The following is a 20,333-nucleotide window of genomic DNA, read 5'->3' as shown; positions in this document are numbered from 1 at the left end:
GGTCCTGGAATGATGAGGAGCAACGTTGCTGGTTGGCATCGACATTGGCGGCACGAAAACGCACGTCCTGATCGAGGACGCCGGCGGGGTCGTGCTGGACCGGTCTGTGTCCACAAGCGGCTGGCAGCGTGGCGGCTTGCTGGATGACACTGGGAATGTCGCCCGACTGGTCAAGGTCTTCGCCGACATCGACGGAGCCGAATCGGCTCCCCTCTTGATTGGCGCCCACGGACTGGACAGCGACTGGCAACGACTGGAGTTTCAAGCCCGTCTGGAGCGAAATCATCGCGGCGTGGTTCGGGCGGTCAATGACGTGGAGCTCCTCGCGCCCGCTGCGGGTTTTGATGAGGCCATCTCCGTCGTCGTCGGCACCGGCTCCAAGGTCGTCGCGCACACGGGCAACGGCGAACTCATTTCTGCTGGCGGTCACGGCTTCCTGCTCAGTGACCCCGGCAGCGCGGCTGCCCTCGTACGGGAGGCCGTCCGGGCCGTTCTGCGAGCGTTTGACGGAGGCCGTGGGGCCGATGTGCTCGGTCGCGAGCTGATGAAGCAATTCGGAGTCGCCGATGAGATTGCGCTCTCGTATGCCTTTACCGCCGCCCCTCGCCTGACCACGTGGGGGAGTCTTGCTCCGCTCGTATTTGCATGCGCGGATGCCGGCAGCGAGCTGGCCGCAGCGGTCGTTGACCACGCAGCGAAGGAACTCGCGTCGGACGTCGGTCTCGTGTGGGGACGGGGCGCTCTGGGCTCAGATGTTGTCTGTGCCGGCGGAGTGATCACTAATCAGCCGCGCCTCTATGACGCGCTTGTGCGACACATCGACGACTTGCACCTCGGATTGAGCGTGCACCTATTGTCGGTGGCCCCCGTCGTGGGAGCAATCGAGCTTGCAAGAAGACTACCCAACCAGGCACTGTCCAATGATTCAAGGAGGAATACATGATTTACAGGACCCAACGGGCTTACCGCTCGACCGCAGGGGTCGGTCTGTTAGCGGCGGCAGCGCTGCTGCTGTCGGGCTGCAGCGTCACCGGTGCCAGCTCGGCAAGCAGCGACAATGAGGGCGACGGCACCGGGACGATCAATGCGCTCTTCATGAAGCAGGCCGGTTACTCCGAAAGCGATGTCGCCGGAATGATCAAGGATTTCGAATCGAAAAATCCCAAGATCACCGTGAAGCCGACGTTCGTCGCCTACGAGGCCCTGCACGACAAGATTGTCACCTCGGCGCCGGCCGGAACCTATGACGTCGTTCACCTCGACGTGATCTGGCCTGCTGATTTCGCATCGAAGGGCCTCATCACGGATGTCACGGAGCGATTCCCCGCGAACTGGAAGTCCGAGATGCTCGGCGGCGCGCTCACCTCGGCCGAGTACAACGGCAAGTTCTACGGCGTACCGTGGGGGCCGTCGACCAAGATGTTCTTCTTCAACAAGGATATGGTCGCCAAGGTCGGGGCCAGCCAGAGCGACCTCGCCACCTGGGAGGGCGTGCTCGCCGTTGCCAGGAAGATCAAGGATGCCGGCCTCGTGAAATACCCGCTCGCCTGGAGCTGGTCTCAGGCGGAGGCTCTCGTTTGCGACTACACCCAGCTGCTGGGCGCATTCGGCGGAGAGTTCACCGACTCCAGCGGCAAGTTGGTCATCAACAAAGGTGCTGGTGTCGAAGCACTCGCCTGGATGAAGAAGACCATCGATGACGGGCTGACCGACCCCGCATCCCTCACCTTCCTCGAGGACGACGCCGACAAGTCCATGGCCGCGGGGAAGACCGCCATGGAGATCAACTGGGAGTCAACGTTCCGCGACCAGAACGATCCGTCCATCTCCAAGGTCGTCGGCCAGGTCGTTGTCACACCGACGCCGGCCGGTCCGAATGGAGACCACCCGGGCGTCAACGGATCGATGGCCCTGGCGATCGGCGCGAAGTCGAAGCACCAGCTTGCGGCGTGGAAGTTCATCGAATATATGACGAGCCAGCCCGTCCAGGAACAGTACGTCAAGAGCTCAATGACCAACTGGAAGTCGAGCTACACCAAGCCCGAGGTCACCCAGTCGAACCCGGACGTATTCAAGGCCGCCGGAGTCGCCTACGACACGATGATCCTTCGCCCGCCGGTACCGAACTACAACTCGGTGTCGCAGACCCTGCAGGTCGAAATCCAGAACGCGCTGCTCGGAAAGAAGACGCCGCAGCAGGCGATGGATGACGCTGTCGCGGCGGCCAACGCGAACCTCGGGTAACGAACATGTCAGTTGCCAGCGCGGAAAGAGCCGAGACGTCCGGGGGGCGCCCTCCCCAGGAGGACGGGCGCACTCCCCGTCGTCGGAAAGAAAACCAGGGGCGGCTTGCCTTCTGGCTGCTGCTCCCGGCGGGAGTGGCCGTCTTCGGTGTGATCCTCTACCCGATCTTCCGAACCCTCGTCATCTCCTTCTTCGAAGTCACCTCCGCGCTGGCAACTGACACTCCCTTCATCGGCATCGACAACTACGTTCACGTGTTAACAAGTGCTTCTTTCCGGGAATCGATGGGGCGCACTCTCTACTTCACGATCGTGTCGACGGCGCTTGAGCTTACGTTCGGCCTCATCGTCGCCGCCCTGCTCAACGCGAAGCTAAGGGCACGCTGGCTATTCCGCGCGATCGTCGTCATACCCTGGGCAATCCCGACGATCGTCAACGCCGCGATGTGGAAGGGCATATTCAACGCGCAGTACGGCTCATTGAACGCTGTGCTCGCGCAGCTGGGAATCATCAACGAATACCAGGCCTGGCTTGGCGATCCGGCCACGGCGCTGAACATGGTGATCCTGGCGGACGTGTGGAAGACCACTCCGCTCGTTGCCTTCTTCCTGCTCGCCGGACTCACCTCCATCCCGTCCGAGCTCTACGAGGCCGCCAAGCTGGATCGTGCGCGCTGGCCGCGCATTTTCCGTTCGGTGGTTTTGCCCATGCTCGTTCCTTCGATCTCCATCGTCCTCGTACTGCGAACAGTCGAGGCCTTCAAGGTGTTCGACATCATTTATGCGATGACGCGCGGTGGCCCGGCAAACGGCACCCAGACGGTGGCCTACTACGCCTACACGACCGCTTTCTCCGACCAAGACTTCGGCGTCGGCTCTGCCCTGTCGTACATCATCGTGGTCGTTATCCTCGCGCTGAGTGCGATCTACCTTCGACTGCTTCGCAGATCAGAAATGAGTCTCCTGTGAAGAGGTCCACCCGGAATTCGATCCTCATCCATGCCGCAGCCGGGGTCGTCTCGCTCCTCATCCTCGCGCCGTTCGCGTGGATGGTCATGGCGAGCATCACGCCGCAGCGAGTCCTGATCACGACGCCCCTTCGCTGGATCCCGGAAGAGTTCGATTTTAACCGATATATCCAGATCTTCAGCGGTGGTGCGGAGAGCGTCGGCGCGACGTTCCGTGCCGCGATGGTGAACTCCGCTGTTGTAGCCGTCGGTACCGTCACCATCTCCATGGTCGTCGGGATCCTGGGCGCGTATGCGTTCGCACGATTGCGCTTTCGCTTCCGTCGCGCGACTCTGATGGTCTTTCTCGCAACCTACATGCTCCCGCAAATCGCGCTTCTGATCCCCCTCTACCTCATCCTGAATTCGCTCGGCCTGCTCGACACAACGACCGGGCTCATCCTCGTTGACTGTGCGCTCGTCATCCCGTTCGTGCTCTGGATCCTCAGCAACTACTTCATGACGATTCCGGACGAACTCGAGGAAGCGGCGCGCATCGATGGCACGACCCGTCTGGGCGCGCTCTTCTGGGTGGTGCTCCCCGCTGCTCGACCCGGCATCTTCGCGGCCATCATGTTCTCGTTTCTGCTGGCGTGGGACGAGTTCATGTACGCGCTCATCTTCACGTCGTCGGATGCCGCGAAGACGCTTCCGGTGGCCATCAGCGAATTCGCCGGTCGCTACACGACCGACTTCGGGCTCGTCGCGGCCGGCGGCATCCTCGCTGCCCTTCCGCCGCTCATCGTCGCCATCATTTTCCAGCGTTATGTCGTTTCAGGCATGGCCGCCGGGGCCGTCAAGGGATAAGGAACCCACATGTCAAGCAACGCACTCTTCGTCGACGCCATGCGCGCTCAGCCGAAAAACCTCGCTCTCGCCCACTCCACACTGACGCGCGACCTGCAGCGCGCGCGGCTGGTCGAGTGGAAGCCAGGCGACACCGTGGCGGTCGTCGCAATGGGCGCATCCAGCCACACAGGCAATGCGTTCGTCGCAGTGCTCGCGGAGGCGGGATTCCGGGCAGTCAACCTCACGGCCTCGGATGTCCTGCTGGCCGCTGACGGATTCCAGCCGGCCGACCACTACGTGATCGTCTCCGAATCCGGGCGGAGCCCCGAGACGATCGAAGCGGCCCGCCGATTGACCGTAGGGCGCCGAATCGGCATCAGCAACTTCCCTGAAGCCCAGATCGGTGGAGTAATTGATGCTCCGATCAGCCTCGGCGGATTCAACGACTCTCCCGTCTACACAATTGGATACACGGCAACGCTACTTGCTTACGCGCTGCTCCTGGATCGTGTGGGGAAGGTGCCCGCCGGCCCTGAGGTCGAGCGGATACCAGCGATCGTAGGCAACGCATTGAACGCCTACGACTCGATTGCGACGCGCATCAGTCGCTTCGTCGCCGATGCGTCGGCCATCGATGTGATCGGCCGGGGAACCTCATTTGCGTCGGCTGCCGAAACGTCGCTGATGATCCGCGAGGGCCTGCGCATCCCAAGCGGTAGCTACGAGACGTTCCAATACCTCCACGGTCCGATGGAATCCGCCGCAGAGGGGAGCGTCCTGATCATCTTCGGAGACGGGCGGGAACTCACCATTCCGGACTCCGTATTGGATTCAGGCGTGCAGGTCATACTCGTGACGGCCGCACCGGAAAGCGCAATCCCATCCGCCGGTCACGCCAACCTGACGATCGTGCCGTTAGCCCCCGGCCTGGGCGGCTTCGTCCGGCCGATCGTGGAGATCGTCTTCGCCCAGCTCCTGCTCGCCCATGCGATCGACCGGAAGCCGTTCCTGATCGAGAAGTTCATCTACGAGCAGCACGACACCAAGGTCGAGGAAGTGATTGTGGCCGAGCGGGTGTGAGCGTCGTGGCTCAGGCTCAGCCCCACGGGTGGTGCCGTGCACAATCGAGCGAAGGGCAGGTCAGCGGATGCGGTTGAGCACCTTTTCCAAGCCGTCAAAGACCCGTGCGCGGGCAACCTGTTCGGAGAGCACGGGATCGCGCCCCATCAGTGCCCGGACGAGCTCCTCATGTCCTTCGATGGAAATACGCACCTCCTCGTCGGACAGGAAACCTGCGATGCGATGGATGAAGTAGTACTGGCTGTTGCGATGAATCTGCTCCGCCAGGAGTTGGTTGCGCGCGGCAGCGATGATCGCTTCGTGGAAGGCGTCGTTGTGCTCGACCAGATGCCCGCGGCTGGAGCTTTGAATCGAGTCGATATAGCTCTGATGGATCGCCTCAATGGCCGTGAGCTCCGCGTCCGTTGCTCGCTGGGCTGCCAGACCGGCGGCGAACCCTTCAAGTGCGGCGCGGATCTCGTAGACCTCTCGGATCTCCTCGGCAGAATGTTCGCGCACAACCCAACCGCGGCGCTGGCTGACTATCAGACCGTCGCCCGCGAGTCGCAGCATGGTCTCGCGTACCGGCGTGCGGCTCACCCCCAGTCGCTCGGCAAGATCGCTCTCAATCAGGCGCTCGTTGGGCCGGATCGATCCTTCGACGATGGCCTGGCGCAATTGCTCGTAGACCTCTGTGGTCCGATTGATCGGAGCCGGCGCCAAACGCTGGTCCGTTCGCCCAAGTGGGGGCATCGGTCATCTCCTTCAATATCGTCCCATCGTGGGGGACGACTTCCATGGCACTGACTGTTGTCGGTGCCTTGCCGTGCAATTCAGTATGCGTACATGCATACAAAATCATATCCGCGTGAGGGTTGGTCTTGCCGCCTGGCCACGGCCAGATTTTTGGCATCAAAAAGAGATCAGAAATTGCTTGACCGGCACCACACCGTCCTGCATACTTCGTTGCATGCAAACTTTTCTACCGAATGGTCAACTGACGTGCGGACTCCTGATCGGCGACGCCTGGGAGGCTGGCGAGGGCGCCCACCTCATGGCGGTGCGTGCGCCGTTCGGCGGCCGACTCCTGGCGACACTCAGAGAGTCCACGCCGTCCGAGGTTGATGCAGCGGTGGCGCAGGCGGCGGCGACGTTCGCCGCCCAGGAACTCAGCCCGTTCGCTCGGGCGGCGATCCTTCGCCGGACCTCAGAGCTGATCGCGGAACGAGCGGAGGACTTCGCCCGGTCAATCGTCGCTGAGGCCGGCAAGTCCATCCGAGACTCGCGCGCCGAGGTTGCCCGCGCGGTCCTCACCTTCGAGCTGTGCGCCCAGGAGGCCACCCGCCTGACGGGCGAGGTTGTTCCGGTCAACGCCACTCCCGGCTCGGAAAACCGCCGAGCATTCACGATGAGTCGACCCGCCGGGGTTGTGTGTGCCATCACGCCGTTCAATGGCCCCGTGAATCAGCTGTCCCACAAGGTGCCGACCGCGATCGCGGCCGGGTGCACTGTCGTGGTCAAGCCCGCAGAAGTCACACCCCTGTCGGCAATCATGCTTGTGCAGGCAATGCTCGATGCCGGGCTCCCGCCCGGGCACGTCACCATGGTGCAAGGGCGGGGCGAGACGGTCGGCCAACAACTCCTCGAGGATCCCCGCTTCGCCGTGTACACCTTCACTGGTAGCACTGCCGTGGGTGTCCACATCCGACAAACGGTGGGACTGCGCAAGACCTTGCTGGAACTGGGCAGCAATTCAGCCAACATCGTTCACAAGGACGCGGATCTGGATCTGGCGGCCAATTCGTTGGCGCGGTCCCTGTCCATCTATGCCGGCCAGGTTTGCATCAGTGCGCAACGGATCCTCGTGCATGACGAGGTCTTCGACCGCTTTACGGCGCAACTTTCCGAGCGAGTCCAGGCGCTTGTCGTCGGTGACCCGTCGGAAGAGTCCACGGACGTGGGGCCGATGATCTCCCTCGAAGCGGCCACGCGCGCTGAGGAATGGATTGTTGAGGCCGTCTCCGACGGCGCTGAACTGGTGTGCGGTGGCAAGCGTGAGGGCCAGTTCCTGACCCCGGCTGTGCTCACGCGGCCATCCCTGCAGTCGAGCCTTGCCTGTCGTGAAGCGTTTGCGCCCGTGGCGGTGCTCATCCCCTACGCCACGCTGGGAGAGGCACTGGCGATCGCGAATGCCACCGAGTACGGCCTTCAGGCGGGCATTTTCACCGCAAGCGTGGACGTAGCGCTGGCCGCGGCCCAGAGGCTCGACGTTGGCGGAGTGATCGTCAACGACGCTTCGTCATACCGGGTGGACTCCATGCCATACGGAGGCGTGAAGCAGAGCGGAACCGGTCGAGAAGGAGTCCGTTACGCCGTGGAGGAGATGACTGACTCCCGCCTGGTCGTCCTCAACCTCCGGGACCCTCAGGGCGAAGGCCTCTAGCTCCGCTCCCCGTTTCCCCCACTTGCCTGATCTTTTTTCGTTCCGCACCATACCCCCAACAGAATGGAAGGCTCCACAATGATGAAATCCCCGTTCGCTCGCTCAGGGCGGCGCGCGCGCCGAGCCTTGGCACTGGCCCTGGCGGTCGCCACAGTGGCCTCCCTGGCCGCATGCGGAAGCTCGAATGACTCGGCCAGTGGGGGTGAAGTTGAGTTGCGTTTCCTCTTTCCGGAGTACAGCGCGAAAACCACACCGCTGATGAAAACCGTGGTGGACGACTTCAACGCGGCCAACAAGGGTGAGATCAAGGTCAACCTCGAAACCGCGCCCTGGGACAAGATGCACGACAAGCTGGCGGTGAGCATGGGCTCCGACCAGGCTCCCGACGTCTTCGGCTACGCGACACGATGGATCTCAGAGTTCGCCGGGTTGAAGCAGCTCGCACCGCTGGACGACGTTCTGACGTCGGACTTCCGAGAGGGCTTCAACCAGAAAGTGCTCGAGGCCGGCGTTTACGAGGGCAAGACCTACGGTCTGCCGGTGGCAGTATCGGCCCGGCTGCTTTTCTACCGCACCGACGTACTTGAGAAGGCGGGCCTGTCCGCACCCAAGACGTGGGACGACCTGATGGAGGCAGCCACTGAGACGGCCAATCCGCCGGAGCTTTACGGGCTGGGCGTGCCTGCGAGCGGGATCGAGGTGGACACCTTCTTCAACTACTTCCTGTACAACAACGGGGGCGACATCCTCGATTCGGACGGGAAGTCGATGCTGAGCGAGCCTGAGAGCGTCGAAGCGCTGGAGTTCCTGACCGACCTGGTCAAGAGCGGTGGCAGCCAGCCTGAACCGAGTGGATTCACTCGGGAGCAGGTCATTGAGAACTTCAAGGCCGGCCAGTTGGCGATGTACCCGACTGGGCCGTGGCTGACAGCCATGATCAAGGCGGACAACCCGTCCCTGGAATTTGACGCAGTGCCGTTCCCGACCAACGATGGCAAGGAACAGCAGACCGTCTCGGTCACGGACTCCCTCGGGATGTCGGCAAGTGGCGCCCATCAGGCGGAGGCCTGGAAGTTCATCGAGTTCATGTATCAGCCCAAGTACCGTCAAGTCTTTGACGAAACCGAAGGCATGCTGCCTGAACTCAACGCTGTGGCGGAGTCGGCCTACTACCAGACCCCTGAGTACAAGCCCTTCATTGACGCACTGTCAACAGCCAAATTCCAGCCCCAGCACCCCAAGTTCGAGCAGATTCAGCAGATCGAAACTGTGGCCATCCAGAAGGCCCTGAGCGGGCTGGCCAGCCCGCAGGAAGCCCTGGACGAGGCAACAGCCAAGATCGACAAGCTTTGACCGTCGGCGGGTTACCGGTGATCCCCCTCGCTGGTAACCCGCGGCACAACGAATGAGGCACGTGGGTCACCAGTGCCCGTCACTGGTGACCCGCGTTACTCCGAATGAAGGACGGAATGGATATGGCTGTTTTAGAGGCGGACCGCGTGCGGTCCGGCAGGTCACCGCGAAGGCGGCTGCGGATGCCGCGCTCGGAGCCGCTGGTAGGGCTGCTCTTCATCCTGCCCACCGTCGTCCTGGTGGGCGTCATCGTCTTCTACCCCATTGTGGAGACGGCGCTCATGTCGTTCAGCACCGTCAACTCGTTGGCACAGCGGGAGGGATTCGCCGGACTGGCGAATTACGAAGCGCTCCTCTCCGACACGGTATTCCTCCGTGTTCTCGCCCAGACCGTCTTTTGGACCGTGGCCGTTGTCGGAATCACGACAGTTGTCTCAATTCCGGTGGCCCTGGCCCTCAACCTCAATTTCCGTGGTCGTCGACTGGCCAGGGCGTTGCTGATCGTGCCCTGGGCGGCATCACTGATGATCAACGCGATCATCTGGCGCTGGATACTCGACGGCCAGCACAGCATCATCAACGGCACGCTGATGAGGCTGCACCTCATCGACCAGCCGATCATCTGGCTGGGCTCCGAGCAAACGGCCTGGGCAGCGATCATCCTTGTCGGGATCCTGGTGTCCATCCCGTTCACCTCCTTCTCGTTGCTCGCGGGGCTGCAGTCGGTCCCGAGTGAACTCTACGAGGCGGCAATGGTCGACGGCGCCGGCTTCTGGGCCAGTTTCTGGCACGTCACCCTGCCCTTGATGCGACCGGTTCTCATCGTGACCACACTGCTCAACGTGATCTACGTTTTCAACTCTTTTCCCATCCCGTGGGTACTTACTCAGGGATCCCCGGCGTACCGTACGGACATTCTGGTGACCTATATCTATAAGCGTGCGTTTGCTGAGGGTCAGTTCGGCCCGGCAGCCGCCATGGCGATGCTGATCTTCGTGCTCCTGCTGGCCTTCAGCCTCACGTTCTCTCACATCACGAAGGAGCGGGCCAAGGTGGGCATCAAATGAGGCGTCATGAGCGCGGGTTGTCCTGGTGGCTCCTGCTGGCCTTCCTCGCCCTGGTCGTGGCCGTATCGATCTTCCCTTTCGCATTCGCCCTGTCAACGTCGCTGCGGCCACGCGCGGAACTGTTCAGCTTCCCGCCGACCTGGTTCCCGAAGACGTGGGCCTGGGAGAATTTCGTCACTGTGTGGTCGGCAGTGCCGTTATTGCGATACGTGCTCAACAGCCTTGTCGTGTCCGTGCTGGCAACGTTGCTGAACATGGCTTTCGCGATACCCGCGGGCTACGCCCTGGCAAGGCTGAACTTTCCGGGCAAGCGCCTGTTCCGCCAGGCTCTGCTGGTTACGCAGATGTTCTCGCCGGTGGTGCTCCTGATCGGCCTGTTCCGCTTCATGAACCAGGTCCACTTGTTGGACAACAACGCGTCACTGGTCATCACGTATGCGGCATTGAGCCTGGCCTTTTCGGTCTGGTTCCTCGCCGGATACTTCGAGTCGATTCCCATTGAGATCGAGGAAGCAGCCATGATGGATGGCTGCACCAGGGTGGGCGCGCTGGTCCGCGTCGTGCTGCCGATGTCCAAGCCCGCCCTTGTGGCTTCCGGGGTCTTTGCCTTCATCTGGGCATGGAATGAGTTCATGATCGCGCTCACCTTCATCTCGACCCCCGATAACCGCACGCTTCCACTGGGCATCTACTCCTTCCTCGGGCAGTACTCGGTCGAGTGGAACTACCTCATGGCCGCGGCACTGATCGCCATCGTGCCGGTTCTCATCCTGTTCCTGTTGATCGAGAAGAATCTGGTGAAGGGCCTGACGGCCGGTGCGGTCAAGTGAGCGAGGCGACCGGCCTCGTCGCCGACGTCGACCTGCTCATTCGCGGCGGCCGCGTGGTGGATGGGACCGGTAACTCCTGGCGCTACGCGGATGTGCTTGTGCGCGGGGACCGCATCGTTGATGTGGTCGCGCCGGGCCAGTTCCGGGGCACGGCCGGCGAGGTCCTGGACGCCATCGACCATGTCGTGGCGCCTGGTTTCGTCGACATGCACTCCCACTCGGATCTTGCACTGATTGCAGAGCCGGGCGCGCAGCAGAAGCTGCGTCAGGGAGTCACGACGGAGATAGTGGGCAACTGCGGTATTTCCGTGGGCCCGATAACCGAACAGTTCAGACCGGAATCCCGCCAGTACGCCACGCCAGTGCTTGGCTTCGGAGAGCTCGCCTGGGACTGGTCCGATGTGGACGGCTACCTGGCCCGTGTTTCTGCGGCCCGACCGGCCGTGAACGTGGCCACTTTTGTCGGGCTCGGTTCCCTCCGCTGCGCTGTCAGCGGTTTCGACGCGGGTGCGCCCTCGCCGCAACAGCGCCGCGCCATGGTGGATCTTGCCGCAGCGGCCCTGCGCCAGGGGGCTGTCGGTCTCAGCAGCGGGTTGGTTTATGCCCCCGGGTCCTATTCCTCACACGAGGAGATCTGCGAGCTCGTCGACGAGGCTGCCCGCGCCGGAGCACTGTATTCCAGTCATATGCGGGACCAGGGGGATGGTTTTCTGGATTCCGTGGCCGAGACCCTTGACGTGGGCCGACGCACCGGCGCGGCCGTGCAGATCGCGCATCACAAGGTTGTCGGCGGGCGGAACTGGGGGAAGGTCAGCCAGTCCCTGGCCATGCTTCGCGAGGCACGCGCCGAGGGGATCGACGCCGGGTCGGATGTCTACCCTTATCTGGCGGGCAGCACCACGATGACCGCGCTCCTGCCGGACTGGGCTTTGGCCGGCGGACTATCGGCGATGCTCCCGCGCCTCGCGGACCCGGCCGAGAGAGCAAGAATTAAGGCCGACTGGATCAGCGGGCGACCCCAATGGGATAACCGCGTTGCGAGCATCGGTTGGGAGAACATCTACATCAGCCATGTCGTGACGGAGGGCAACCAGGAGCTCGTCGGTCTCAGCGTGGCTGCGGCAGCCGCCTCCCGTTCCGGGTCGGCGGATCCCGGGGACTTCCTACTGGATCTCCTCATTGCCGAGGACGGGGCCGTCAGCAACATCCAGGTCGCCTGCTCGGAAGAAGACCTGCGTGAGGTCATGAAGGAGCCAAGCACGTGCTTCGGCAGCGACGGTCTTCTCGCGGGGGGCCGGCCGCATCCACGCCTGCACGGAACTTTCCCGCGGATCCTGGGTGAGTACGTCCGTGATGCCGGCATCCTCACCCTGGAGGACGCGGTGCGGAAGATGACGTCGCAACCGGCCCGTCGCCTTGGGCTGACCGGTATCGGTCTGGTTGAGCCGGGCTACCATGCGGACCTCGTCATCTTCGATCCTGCACAAGTGGCGGGCCCGGCAACCTATGACCATCCCACCCAGGATCCGGTGGGTATCCGCGACGTTCTGGTGTCCGGGCGGTTCGCCGTCCGCGACGGCCAGCCCACCGGCATCCGTGCTGGTCGCACGCTGCGACGACACCAGCCCTACCTCGATCAGCGTCCGCCGGCGCTGGAAACCCAAACGAAGGAGCACCATGAGCATCATTAACCCCCTGGAGCTGCGCCAACTCGGCAATACGCACATGAAGGTCACCGCCGTCAGCCTGGGCGGCGCCGGTCTGGGCGGAATCTTCGGCCCGGTCGGAGACTCGGACGGCGTCGCCGCAGTGGAAAAGGCCCTCGAACTCGGCATGAACTACCTGGACACGTCCCCCAAGTACGGCGAGGCCGAACGCCGGATGGGGCTGGCGCTTCGCGGGGTTCCCCGTGATAGCTACTACATCTCCAGCAAGGTCGGAACGCACCCGCAGAAGCCGGGTGACTACTCCGCAGAAGCGGCGCGATGGACCGTCGCTCGCAGCCTGGAGGTCCTCGGCGTGGACTATCTCGATCTTTGTCACATTCATGAGCCCGAGCCTGACCAGCTGGCTGCTGCGCTGGCGCCGGGCGGCGCAATGGAAGCGCTCGTGGCGCTCAAGGCGGAAGGCGTCATCCGCTCCATTGGCATCGGTGTGCAGGACCATGATCTCCACCGCCAGGCCGTGGACAGCGGCCATCTTGACGTCTGCATGATGGTCAATGACTACACGTTGTTGCGTCAGAACGCGGACGACATCTTCGCTCTCGCCGAGGCGCGCGGGGTGGGCCTGGTCAACGGCGCGGCCCTGGCCATGGGGCTTCTTTCGGGGCGCGACCCGGAAAGCGTCGGCACCGTGCGGTGGACTCCGCCGGCTGCAGAGGTTTGGGCGGCCAAGCAAGTCCACGCGTGGTGTGACGAACGCGGCATACCTGTTCTCGCCCTCGCCCTCCAATTCAGCGTGCGGCAGCCTCGCTTTGACTGCACGCTCGTTGGCGCGGCCACCGCATCGGAGGTCGTGGGCTGCTGGGAGGCGCTCAACTTCGAAATTCCCGACAAGGTCTGGGAGGAACTCCCGGCGCTCCTGGACGCCGTTCGCGTTCCTTGAGAAACCCGAATCCCATCCAAACCCGCACCAGAGCCGCAAACGCGGCAGCAGTGCCCCACCTAGGCAGATAACTATGACGATCACCACGCATCTCGCTCACCCAGAGGAACTGCTGGCGCTCGATCCGCAAGCGCAGCTCCCTCTCGACCTCGAGAGTGAATTGCTTGATACGCCCGCACTCCTCGTCGACTTGCACGTGTTGGAAAGAAACATCGCGTCCATGGCTGACTTTGCGACGCGTCGGGGCATGGCCTTGCGCCCTCACGCCAAGAGCCACAAAAGTACGTTCATCGCAGACCTGCAGCTGGCCGGCGGTGCCACGGGACTGTGCCTGGCGACGGTCGGCGAGGCAGAGGTCATGTGGCTGCATGGCGTCAGGGACCTGCTGCTGGCCTACCCGGTCTTCGGGGAGGCCAAGCTCCGCCGTCTCGCGCCGCTCGTGGACGCGGGGGCGCTGACGGTCGTTGCCGATTCGATCGATGTTGCGAGGGGATACAGCAGGATCGCCACTTCGGTTGGTCGTGAGCTTCCGGTGCTGATTGAAATCGACTCCGGCATGCATCGGGCCGGGGTCCTGCCCGAACACGCCGGCGCCCTGGCGGCCGAAGTCGACAGGCTCCCGGGTCTGCGCGTGCGAGGCATCCTCACCCACGCCGGGCAGGCGCACCAGGCGGTGGACCAGCAGGGCATCGAGCAGGTGGCTCGCGATGAGGTACGGGCCATGCAGCGCGCCCGGGAAGCGCTCGAGGCCGAGGGGCTCCAGGTTGACGTCGTCAGCGCGGGCTCCACCGTGACGACGCCGTACCTGTCCGCTGACGACGGAATCACTGAAGTTCGCCCAGGGACATATGTCTTCAACGATCTGCGCACTCTGGGGCGGTACGCGTGCACGCCAGATCAGCTCGCGCTAAGCATGCTGGCCACTGTGGTCAGCCGCGCTCCCGGGCGTGCCACATTGAACGCCGGCAGCAAGAGCATTACGACGGCGCGCACGGACCAGCACGGAAACGGTCACCTGGTGAACCGGCCGGGCAGCGGGTTTCGCCAGGTCTCAGAAGAGCACGCCGTACTCGGGCTTGCTGCCGAGGATGAGGATCTGCGGCTCGGGGAACGCGTGAGGCTCCTGCCCATTCACAGCTGCGTGTGGATGGACCTGCAACGAGAGGTGTACGGCACCCGCAACGGTCAGATCGTGCAGCGGATCCGAGTTGATGCCATGCGGCGCAGCCTGTGACGTTCGCCGCGACCCACCCCCACCCTGTGACCCCTACCAACGCTCATTGGAGAACTATGTCCGGCACCGAACCCATCCTGATGCTTGATCGCGAGGAAGTCCGCAGCCTGCTGACCTGGCCCGAATTGATTGATGCGACGCAGCGCGCCCTGATCGACCTGGCCGAGGGCGACGTTCTCCCGAGCATCTCCAGTCAGCTTGTTGTGCCCGGGGCCTCCCTGCACCTCAAATCCGGGGCCCTCACGGAGCCGCCGATAATCTCGGTCAAAGCAAACCTTCGGCCCGCGGCTGGAAGCACCTCAGGGGCCATCCTGGTTTTCGATTACGAGAAACAGCGCCTGCAGGCCGTTATGGCCAGTGGTGACCTCACCGCCATGCGCACCGCGGCCATCGCAGCCGTCGCGGCCAGGGCCCTGGTGGGTTCGGAGCCGGTCCGGGTCGCGCTCATTGGCGCGGGTCCCGTGGCGCAAAGAATCGACGAAGCGCTGGAGCACCTCGGCATCGCGGCTGACGTGCGGATCTGGAGTCGCACGCACGAGCATGCGACTGGCCTGGCGGCCGCGTACACGGGGCGGGTCGAACACCGCGCCTGCCAAACCATCTCGGACACGGTGATCGGTGCTGACCTCGTCATCACGTGCACCCCCTCGCAAACGCCGCTCGTATCTGTGGAGGACCTGCTCCCGGACGCCGTGGTACTGGCGATGGGAGCTGACAGCGTTGGGAAACGCGAACTGGCTCCCGGCGTTCTCGACTCCGCTGAGGTCTACGCGGATGTCCGGTCAGATGCGTTGGTAGTTGGTGAGTGCGCTTACCTGGGCAAGGAGTCCGCGCTGCGGGTTTCAAGCATTGGGACCGTGCTCCGAGCAGGAATCGGGTCGCGGACGAGTGGCCGAAGGATTGTCTTCGACTCCGTCGGCTCGTCTGCAGTGGACGCGGCCGTCGTCGGCCTCGTGATGCGCCAGGCGGCACAACAAAATCTCGGACGACGCTTCGACCTCGACGGTGGAGCTCCTCAGGTGAATCCGACGGTCGTGCTCTGACGTCCACGTGTTGAGTTGAAGCTGTGCGCATCGTTGACGCAGACCAGAAGAAGCAGGACGCGATACGGACAACAACATGGAGGAACGAGTGGACTGGACTTGGTGGGTGGGTCAGGCCCTGGGTTTCGTCGGCATCGCCGTCATCCTTTGGTCCCACTGGTCGCGGCACCGCCGAACCACCGTCGTGCGGAATGCCGTGGCCTCCGTGATCCTGTGTGCCTCCTACCTGTTGCTGGGCATGCCCGGGACAGCTGCGATACCCGCGCTGGCGGCTGTTCGCGGCTGGGTTGTTGCCCGCTCTGACGAGGCTTCGTGGGCGCGGAGTCACTGGTGGACTCCGGCGTTCGTCACCGCTATCTGGATCGCTTACCTGTCACTGAACGGGATCCCGACGTGGTGGGCCGCGTGGCTGCCAATCCTGGGTTCGGGGCTCGTCATCGTCGCGTTGTCGCTTCGGGATGTCCTGCATGTCAAAGTCGTCATGTTCTTCGGCGTTGCGACATGGGTCACCTATGAGGTCGCCTTTGGCCTGTGGGGAGTGCTTGGCGGAGAGATCATCGGACTGGGCCTGATAGCAACGGCATTCATGATGATCGTGCGGCAGCGTCGCGCGCTCGCCGAAGTCGCGAGATCATCCGTGAAGGTCTAGACCTCGATGCCGCTCTGCTCCCATTCGCACCATGCACTCGTGCACTTGTCGGTCCATTCCAGGGGCCCCAGGTCGGGGTGTGACAAGTACTCTCCGAGCTTCACAGCGCCGGAACCGCATTCGGGACAAGTCTGAGTCATCATTCGAACGAGACTAGTTCGTGCTTCCCAGGCATCAAAGGGATTGCCAGCAGACTCGAATTCATCTATGGGTTGGCCGCGGGCTCCCGGGTGGCGTTCACCGCGCAGTTCCGGCTGGTCAGGAGCAGGGGACCTCTGGGTCGGATTCCTCGAGGGCGGCGATGATTCGCGACCAGTGGGACGTGACCTGATGCTTGTCGAGAATCCCGGGTGCGGCGACCAGGCGTGAGTCCGGGCAGATGCCGCTCAAGGATGTCGCCATGGCTGCGCGGCCCCAGGGACAGCCGGGGACTGCGCGGCCCCTTCTGGGGGTGAGCGCCAGCCGTGCGCCCGCTGGCATAGTGGTCAGGGCGAAGGGGGGCATGGTGAGCGAACACGACAGCATGAGTGCGGTCTCGGCCCAGGGCGCCCTGTCCCGCCGCTCCGTCGTCGCCGGCGGCCTGTCTGTGGCCGCCTTCGGCGCCATCGCCGCGAACCTCTTCGATGACGACCTCGCCCGGGCCGCGACCTGGCCCACGACCGCCCCGACGCAGTCCCTCGCGACCGTCGTCGCGGCGGCGCGGCTGCAGGGCGGCAAGGCGTCCCTGGACTGCCCGGCGACGGAGGGCTGGTCCAGCCGCTCCACCTCAGTGGGCTGGTGCGACCGTTTCACCAACTGGTTCCTCCGGGCCAACGGGGCGCCGCAGACCCTCGGCTGCACGGCGCTCTACAACGCCTACGCCGCCCTCGGGCGCACGGGCACGGTGGCGAAGCCGGGCGCCCTGATGTTCATGGACTGGAGCGGCACGGGCACGAAGCAGCACGTCGGCCTGGTCACCGACCTCGGCGACGGGCGCACCCGCACGATCGAGGGCAACACCACGCCCACGGTCCTGCCGGCTGGCGCGTACGGCAACGGCACCGTGCAGAACAAGGACCGCACGCTCAACCGCCCCGCAAACCAATGGTTCGCCTACCCGGTCTACCTCGGCTACGACTCCATGGCCGGGGTCAGCGCCGCCGGCCTCCAAACCCCCATCGCGCAAAGGAACAACGGCATGTCATCTCTCTACTCCACGAAGGACGCCATCGGCACGATCTATGCGCTCGCGGGAGACGGTCGCGGCCGCGCCGCCTGGCTCGAGACCCGCGACGCCACCCTGGCGACGGCGTGGGCGGGGCAGCACGGCATCGCCGCGTACCTGAGCCCGGGCACCTTCACCGCGTGGAAGGCCAGCTACCTCTCCGCCGAACCGACCGTCGCCGGCTAAACGTCGGGCATGAACTCCCGCCAGCCGGCCCGCCGGTCGCCGCGCGGGTCCGATTCGACGCGATCGACCGTGTCGATGATCAGCGTCAGCCGTTCGCCCTCTGAGTAGGCAGGCCACGCGTCGCTGACCCGGCCGGTGCAGGCGAACTGCAGCCAGTGCCGGCGCATCCGCTCGCCGGCGCTCGTGTACGTTCCGCGGCCGCCCAGCGCCGTCATCGTGCGGGCCTGCCGACCGTTGAGGCTGTCGAACAGGGCGTACATCTCGATGCCGTGCGTGGCGTCCAGGCCGAGCAGGCGCATCAGCCGGGGCGCCACGTCGAACCGGTACACATGCACCCGGGCGACCCGGGAATGGTGTTCGCCCACGAGCACGCTCGGGTACCAGAAGGCGTAGTCCCCGCCGAAATCCGAGGCCGGCCGTTTCAGGGGGAGCCCGGGGTAGGCGTTGCGCATCGCGTCGTGCGAGCTCGCCGGCGCCTGCTCGAAGATGGCCTGGATGCGCACCGGGGACTTCGGCAGGATGTCCAGCTGGCCGCGAAACACGGACCCCTCCCGGTCGTTGGTGCCGATGATCAGCGGCACCGGATGCGCCTGGCCGTGGCGGAACGCATCGAGGGGCCGCTCGGGCAGGAAGTCACCGTCTACCACCGGGGCCATGCAGAACGTGCCGGGGCTCTTGGCCGGCGTACGCACCTGCAGCACAAGCGCCGCCCGGGTGAGGTCGGTCACTCCGGCCGTGCAGAGGAGTTCCCCGGGCGGGGCCGCGGAGGCGTCCCCCGGCGTGAGGGCGCGCAGCTCCTCGACGAATTCCGCGGCCCATCCGGCGGTGACCTCGCGTGAGTAGGCGGCGTTGGACGGCGCGCTCTGGGCGATGCCCCTGGCGAACAGGCCGCGCGCGGCCGGCGTCGCCATCAGTGTGATCACGGCGTTCCCGCCGGCCGATTCGCCGATCACCGTGACGTTGTTCGGGTCCCCGCCGAAGGCTCGGATGTTGGCCCGCACCCACTGCAGCGCGGCCACCTGGTCGCGCAGGCCGAGGTTGCTCTCGATCGGCCGCTCTGGCGTCGAATAGCGGCTGAAGTCCAGGTAGCCCAGGGCGCCCAACCGGTAGTTGAAGCTCACATAGACGACCCGGCCGGTCCGCACGAACCCCTCGCCCTGGCCGGTGAAGTCCTGCGAGGAGCCGACCGTGTAGCCGCCGCCGTGGATGAAGACCATCACCGGCATGCCCAGCCGCTTCCGGGGGATGACCGCCGCGGTCAGCACGTTGATGGTGAGGCAGTCCTCCCCGGAGGGGACCTTCGGCGAGGCGCCCCGGAACTGGCCCTTGTAGATCTGCGGCGCCACCCTCCCGAACCGGGAGGCGTCACGGATGCCGGGCCACGGGAGGACCGGTTGCGGCGCGCGAAACCGGAGCTCGCCGACCGGCGGCGCCGCATACGGGATGCCCCGCCAGGCGAGCACGCCGTCTTCGCGCACCCCGCGCACCCCGCGCACGACACCGCCGGTCACCCGCACATCGAGGCGGCTTCGGGGTGGTGCGGGGGCGTCGAGGCGGACCAGCATGGGCGCTACCTGGGCTCCGGGCCCGGCTCGAAGCCGAAGCGTTCCCCGCCGGCCCAGTCCTTCGGCAGGTTCCCGTACGCGGGGATGCCGCCGTTCGCCTTGAGGATCGCGGCGAGGTGCATGAGGTTCCAGGTCATGAAGGTGATGTTGCGATTGGTGAACTCGTTGTCCCGCCCGCCCGACCCGGGGTCGAGGTAGCTCGGGCCGGGGCCGATCTCGCCGAGCCAGCCGGCATCCGCGGCGGGCGGGATCGAGTAGCCGATGTGCTGCAGGCTGTACAGGACGTTCGCCGCGCAGTGTTTCACGCCGTCCTCGTTGCCGGTGATGATGGCCCCGCCGACCTTGCCGTAATAGAGGTACTGGCCGTCGTCGTTCAGCTCGCCGGCCGTGGCGTACAGCCGCTCGATGACCCGCCTCGTGACCGATCCGTTGTCGCCCAGCCAGATCGGCCCGCCGATGACCAGGATGTCGGAGGTGAGCACCTTGTCGAAGAGGGCCGGCCAGGCATCCGTCGCCCAGCCGTGCTCGGTCATGTCCGGGTAGACGCCGGTCGCGATCTCGTGGTCGACGGCACGGATCATCTCGACGTAGACGCCCTGTCCGCGCATCAGGTTCGCGCTCAGGTTGATCAGGCCCTGCGTGTTGCTGATCTCCGGGCTCCGCTTGAGCGTGCAGTTGATGAAGAGTGCGCGCAGTCCCGTGTAGTCGAAGGATGCCCGGGTGTTGCGCTTCTCCATCATGTCGCCAGTAAATCACCGGGCTGTGGACCCGGCTAGGGGTTGCGTCGGCCGTCGCGGAAGGGTTCGTCCGGCCGGCCTGGACCCGGCAGTGGACAGAGCGGGGTCCGGTTTCCTGTTATAGTTTCTAAGTTGTCTTCGAGCGTTTCAGTTCGAAAACACGCCAACGCGCCCGTAGCTCAACGGATAGAGCATCTGACTACGGATTAGAAGGTTGGGGGTTCGAATCCCTCCGGGCGCACCAGTTGACAAGCCCCTCTCACCGGCACATTGCCCGGAGAGCGGGGCTTTTCTCATGTCCGGCTCCGCCGAAACCC

18 protein-coding genes and 1 tRNA gene are annotated in these 20,333 nt (G+C 64.5%); 16 read left to right on the top strand and 3 right to left on the bottom strand.

Going from position 1 to position 20,333, the window contains the following annotated elements; genetic code table 11:
- Positions 1-25 precede the first annotated feature (25 nt).
- The 5 genes from E3O23_RS00345 to E3O23_RS00325 are packed head-to-tail and all read left to right on the top strand — an operon-like array spanning position 26 to position 5,119.
- Positions 26-943, top strand: a complete 918-nt coding sequence (locus E3O23_RS00345) for a BadF/BadG/BcrA/BcrD ATPase family protein (protein ID WP_134486661.1) — start codon at positions 26-28, stop codon at positions 941-943.
- Positions 940-2,244 (top strand): extracellular solute-binding protein, encoded by a 1,305-nt coding sequence (locus E3O23_RS00340; RefSeq protein ID WP_134486658.1) that lies wholly within the window; start codon positions 940-942, stop codon positions 2,242-2,244. Before E3O23_RS00345 ends, E3O23_RS00340 begins: the two co-directional genes overlap by 4 nt.
- A 5-nt stretch (positions 2,245-2,249) precedes the next feature.
- Entirely contained in the window at positions 2,250-3,212 is a 963-nt protein-coding gene (locus E3O23_RS00335) for a carbohydrate ABC transporter permease (RefSeq protein ID WP_134486655.1), read from the top strand.
- A complete protein-coding gene (locus E3O23_RS00330) occupies positions 3,209-4,057 on the top strand; it encodes a carbohydrate ABC transporter permease (protein ID WP_134486651.1) in 849 nt (282 codons plus the stop codon). Before E3O23_RS00335 ends, E3O23_RS00330 begins: the two co-directional genes overlap by 4 nt.
- 9 nt (positions 4,058-4,066) lie before the next feature.
- Entirely contained in the window at positions 4,067-5,119 is a 1,053-nt protein-coding gene (locus E3O23_RS00325; RefSeq protein ID WP_134486648.1) for an SIS domain-containing protein, read from the top strand.
- Positions 5,120-5,179: 60 nt separating this feature from the next.
- On the opposite strand, the gene E3O23_RS00320 is transcribed toward E3O23_RS00325, so the two are convergent.
- Positions 5,180-5,851 carry a GntR family transcriptional regulator gene (locus E3O23_RS00320; RefSeq protein WP_134486645.1) on the bottom strand — a complete coding sequence of 224 codons (672 nt, stop codon included), beginning with the start codon at positions 5,849-5,851 and terminating at the stop codon, positions 5,180-5,182.
- Between the two features lie 217 nt (positions 5,852-6,068).
- Between E3O23_RS00320 and E3O23_RS00315 the strand changes: the two genes are divergently transcribed.
- The 10 genes from E3O23_RS00315 (at position 6,069) to E3O23_RS00270 (ending at position 17,714) form a co-directional block, all read left to right on the top strand.
- Positions 6,069-7,541: an aldehyde dehydrogenase family protein gene (locus tag E3O23_RS00315; RefSeq protein WP_134486642.1), complete on the top strand. Its 1,473-nt coding sequence runs from the start codon at positions 6,069-6,071 to the stop codon at positions 7,539-7,541.
- A 78-nt stretch (positions 7,542-7,619) separates the two neighbouring features.
- Positions 7,620-8,894, top strand: a complete 1,275-nt coding sequence (locus E3O23_RS00310; RefSeq protein ID WP_166790345.1) for an ABC transporter substrate-binding protein — start codon at positions 7,620-7,622, stop codon at positions 8,892-8,894.
- A 182-nt stretch (positions 8,895-9,076) separates the two neighbouring features.
- A complete protein-coding gene (locus tag E3O23_RS00305) occupies positions 9,077-9,961 on the top strand; it encodes a carbohydrate ABC transporter permease (protein ID WP_198415095.1) in 885 nt (294 codons plus the stop codon).
- 17 nt (positions 9,962-9,978) lie between these two features.
- Positions 9,979-10,791, top strand: coding sequence for a carbohydrate ABC transporter permease (locus E3O23_RS00300; RefSeq protein WP_198415094.1), 813 nt, complete (start codon positions 9,979-9,981; stop codon positions 10,789-10,791).
- The gene (locus tag E3O23_RS00295) at positions 10,788-12,482 is read left to right on the top strand and encodes an N-acyl-D-amino-acid deacylase family protein (RefSeq protein ID WP_166790344.1); all 1,695 of its coding nucleotides are present in this window, start codon (positions 10,788-10,790) and stop codon (positions 12,480-12,482) included. Before E3O23_RS00300 ends, E3O23_RS00295 begins: the two co-directional genes overlap by 4 nt.
- Complete coding sequence (locus E3O23_RS00290) at positions 12,469-13,398, top strand: aldo/keto reductase (protein WP_166790343.1); 930 nt, start codon at positions 12,469-12,471, stop codon at positions 13,396-13,398. Before E3O23_RS00295 ends, E3O23_RS00290 begins: the two co-directional genes overlap by 14 nt.
- A gap of 73 nt (positions 13,399-13,471) precedes the next feature.
- On the top strand, positions 13,472-14,632 hold the full coding sequence (locus tag E3O23_RS00285; protein ID WP_134486624.1) for a D-TA family PLP-dependent enzyme: 1,161 nt from the start codon (positions 13,472-13,474) through the stop codon (positions 14,630-14,632).
- Positions 14,629-15,675 carry an ornithine cyclodeaminase family protein gene (locus E3O23_RS00280; protein ID WP_134486622.1) on the top strand — a complete coding sequence of 349 codons (1,047 nt, stop codon included), beginning with the start codon at positions 14,629-14,631 and terminating at the stop codon, positions 15,673-15,675. The genes E3O23_RS00285 and E3O23_RS00280 overlap by 4 nt, the downstream gene beginning before the upstream one ends.
- A 106-nt stretch (positions 15,676-15,781) precedes the next feature.
- Positions 15,782-16,324 carry a YgjV family protein gene (locus E3O23_RS00275; protein WP_166790342.1) on the top strand — a complete coding sequence of 181 codons (543 nt, stop codon included), beginning with the start codon at positions 15,782-15,784 and terminating at the stop codon, positions 16,322-16,324.
- Between the two features lie 505 nt (positions 16,325-16,829).
- Entirely contained in the window at positions 16,830-17,714 is an 885-nt protein-coding gene (locus E3O23_RS00270) for a CHAP domain-containing protein (protein WP_198415093.1), read from the top strand.
- On the opposite strand, the gene E3O23_RS00265 is transcribed toward E3O23_RS00270, so the two are convergent.
- Both E3O23_RS00265 and E3O23_RS00260 read right to left on the bottom strand, forming a co-directional pair.
- A complete protein-coding gene (locus E3O23_RS00265) occupies positions 17,711-19,279 on the bottom strand; it encodes a carboxylesterase/lipase family protein (protein ID WP_134486613.1) in 1,569 nt (522 codons plus the stop codon). The genes E3O23_RS00270 and E3O23_RS00265 overlap by 4 nt on opposite strands.
- A gap of 5 nt (positions 19,280-19,284) precedes the next feature.
- On the bottom strand, positions 19,285-20,019 hold the full coding sequence (locus tag E3O23_RS00260) for a flavodoxin family protein (RefSeq protein ID WP_134486610.1): 735 nt from the start codon (positions 20,017-20,019) through the stop codon (positions 19,285-19,287).
- Between the two features lie 165 nt (positions 20,020-20,184).
- Here E3O23_RS00260 and E3O23_RS00255 point away from each other — a divergent pair.
- A tRNA-Arg gene (locus E3O23_RS00255) sits at positions 20,185-20,260 on the top strand.
- Positions 20,261-20,333: the final 73 nt, after the last annotated feature.

Source organism: Cryobacterium tagatosivorans (genome assembly GCF_004402215.1).
GTDB classification, from domain to species: domain Bacteria; phylum Actinomycetota; class Actinomycetes; order Actinomycetales; family Microbacteriaceae; genus Cryobacterium; species Cryobacterium tagatosivorans.
The sequence above is the reverse complement of the archived record's forward strand: the minus strand, read 5'-3'. Positions and strand labels throughout refer to the sequence as shown.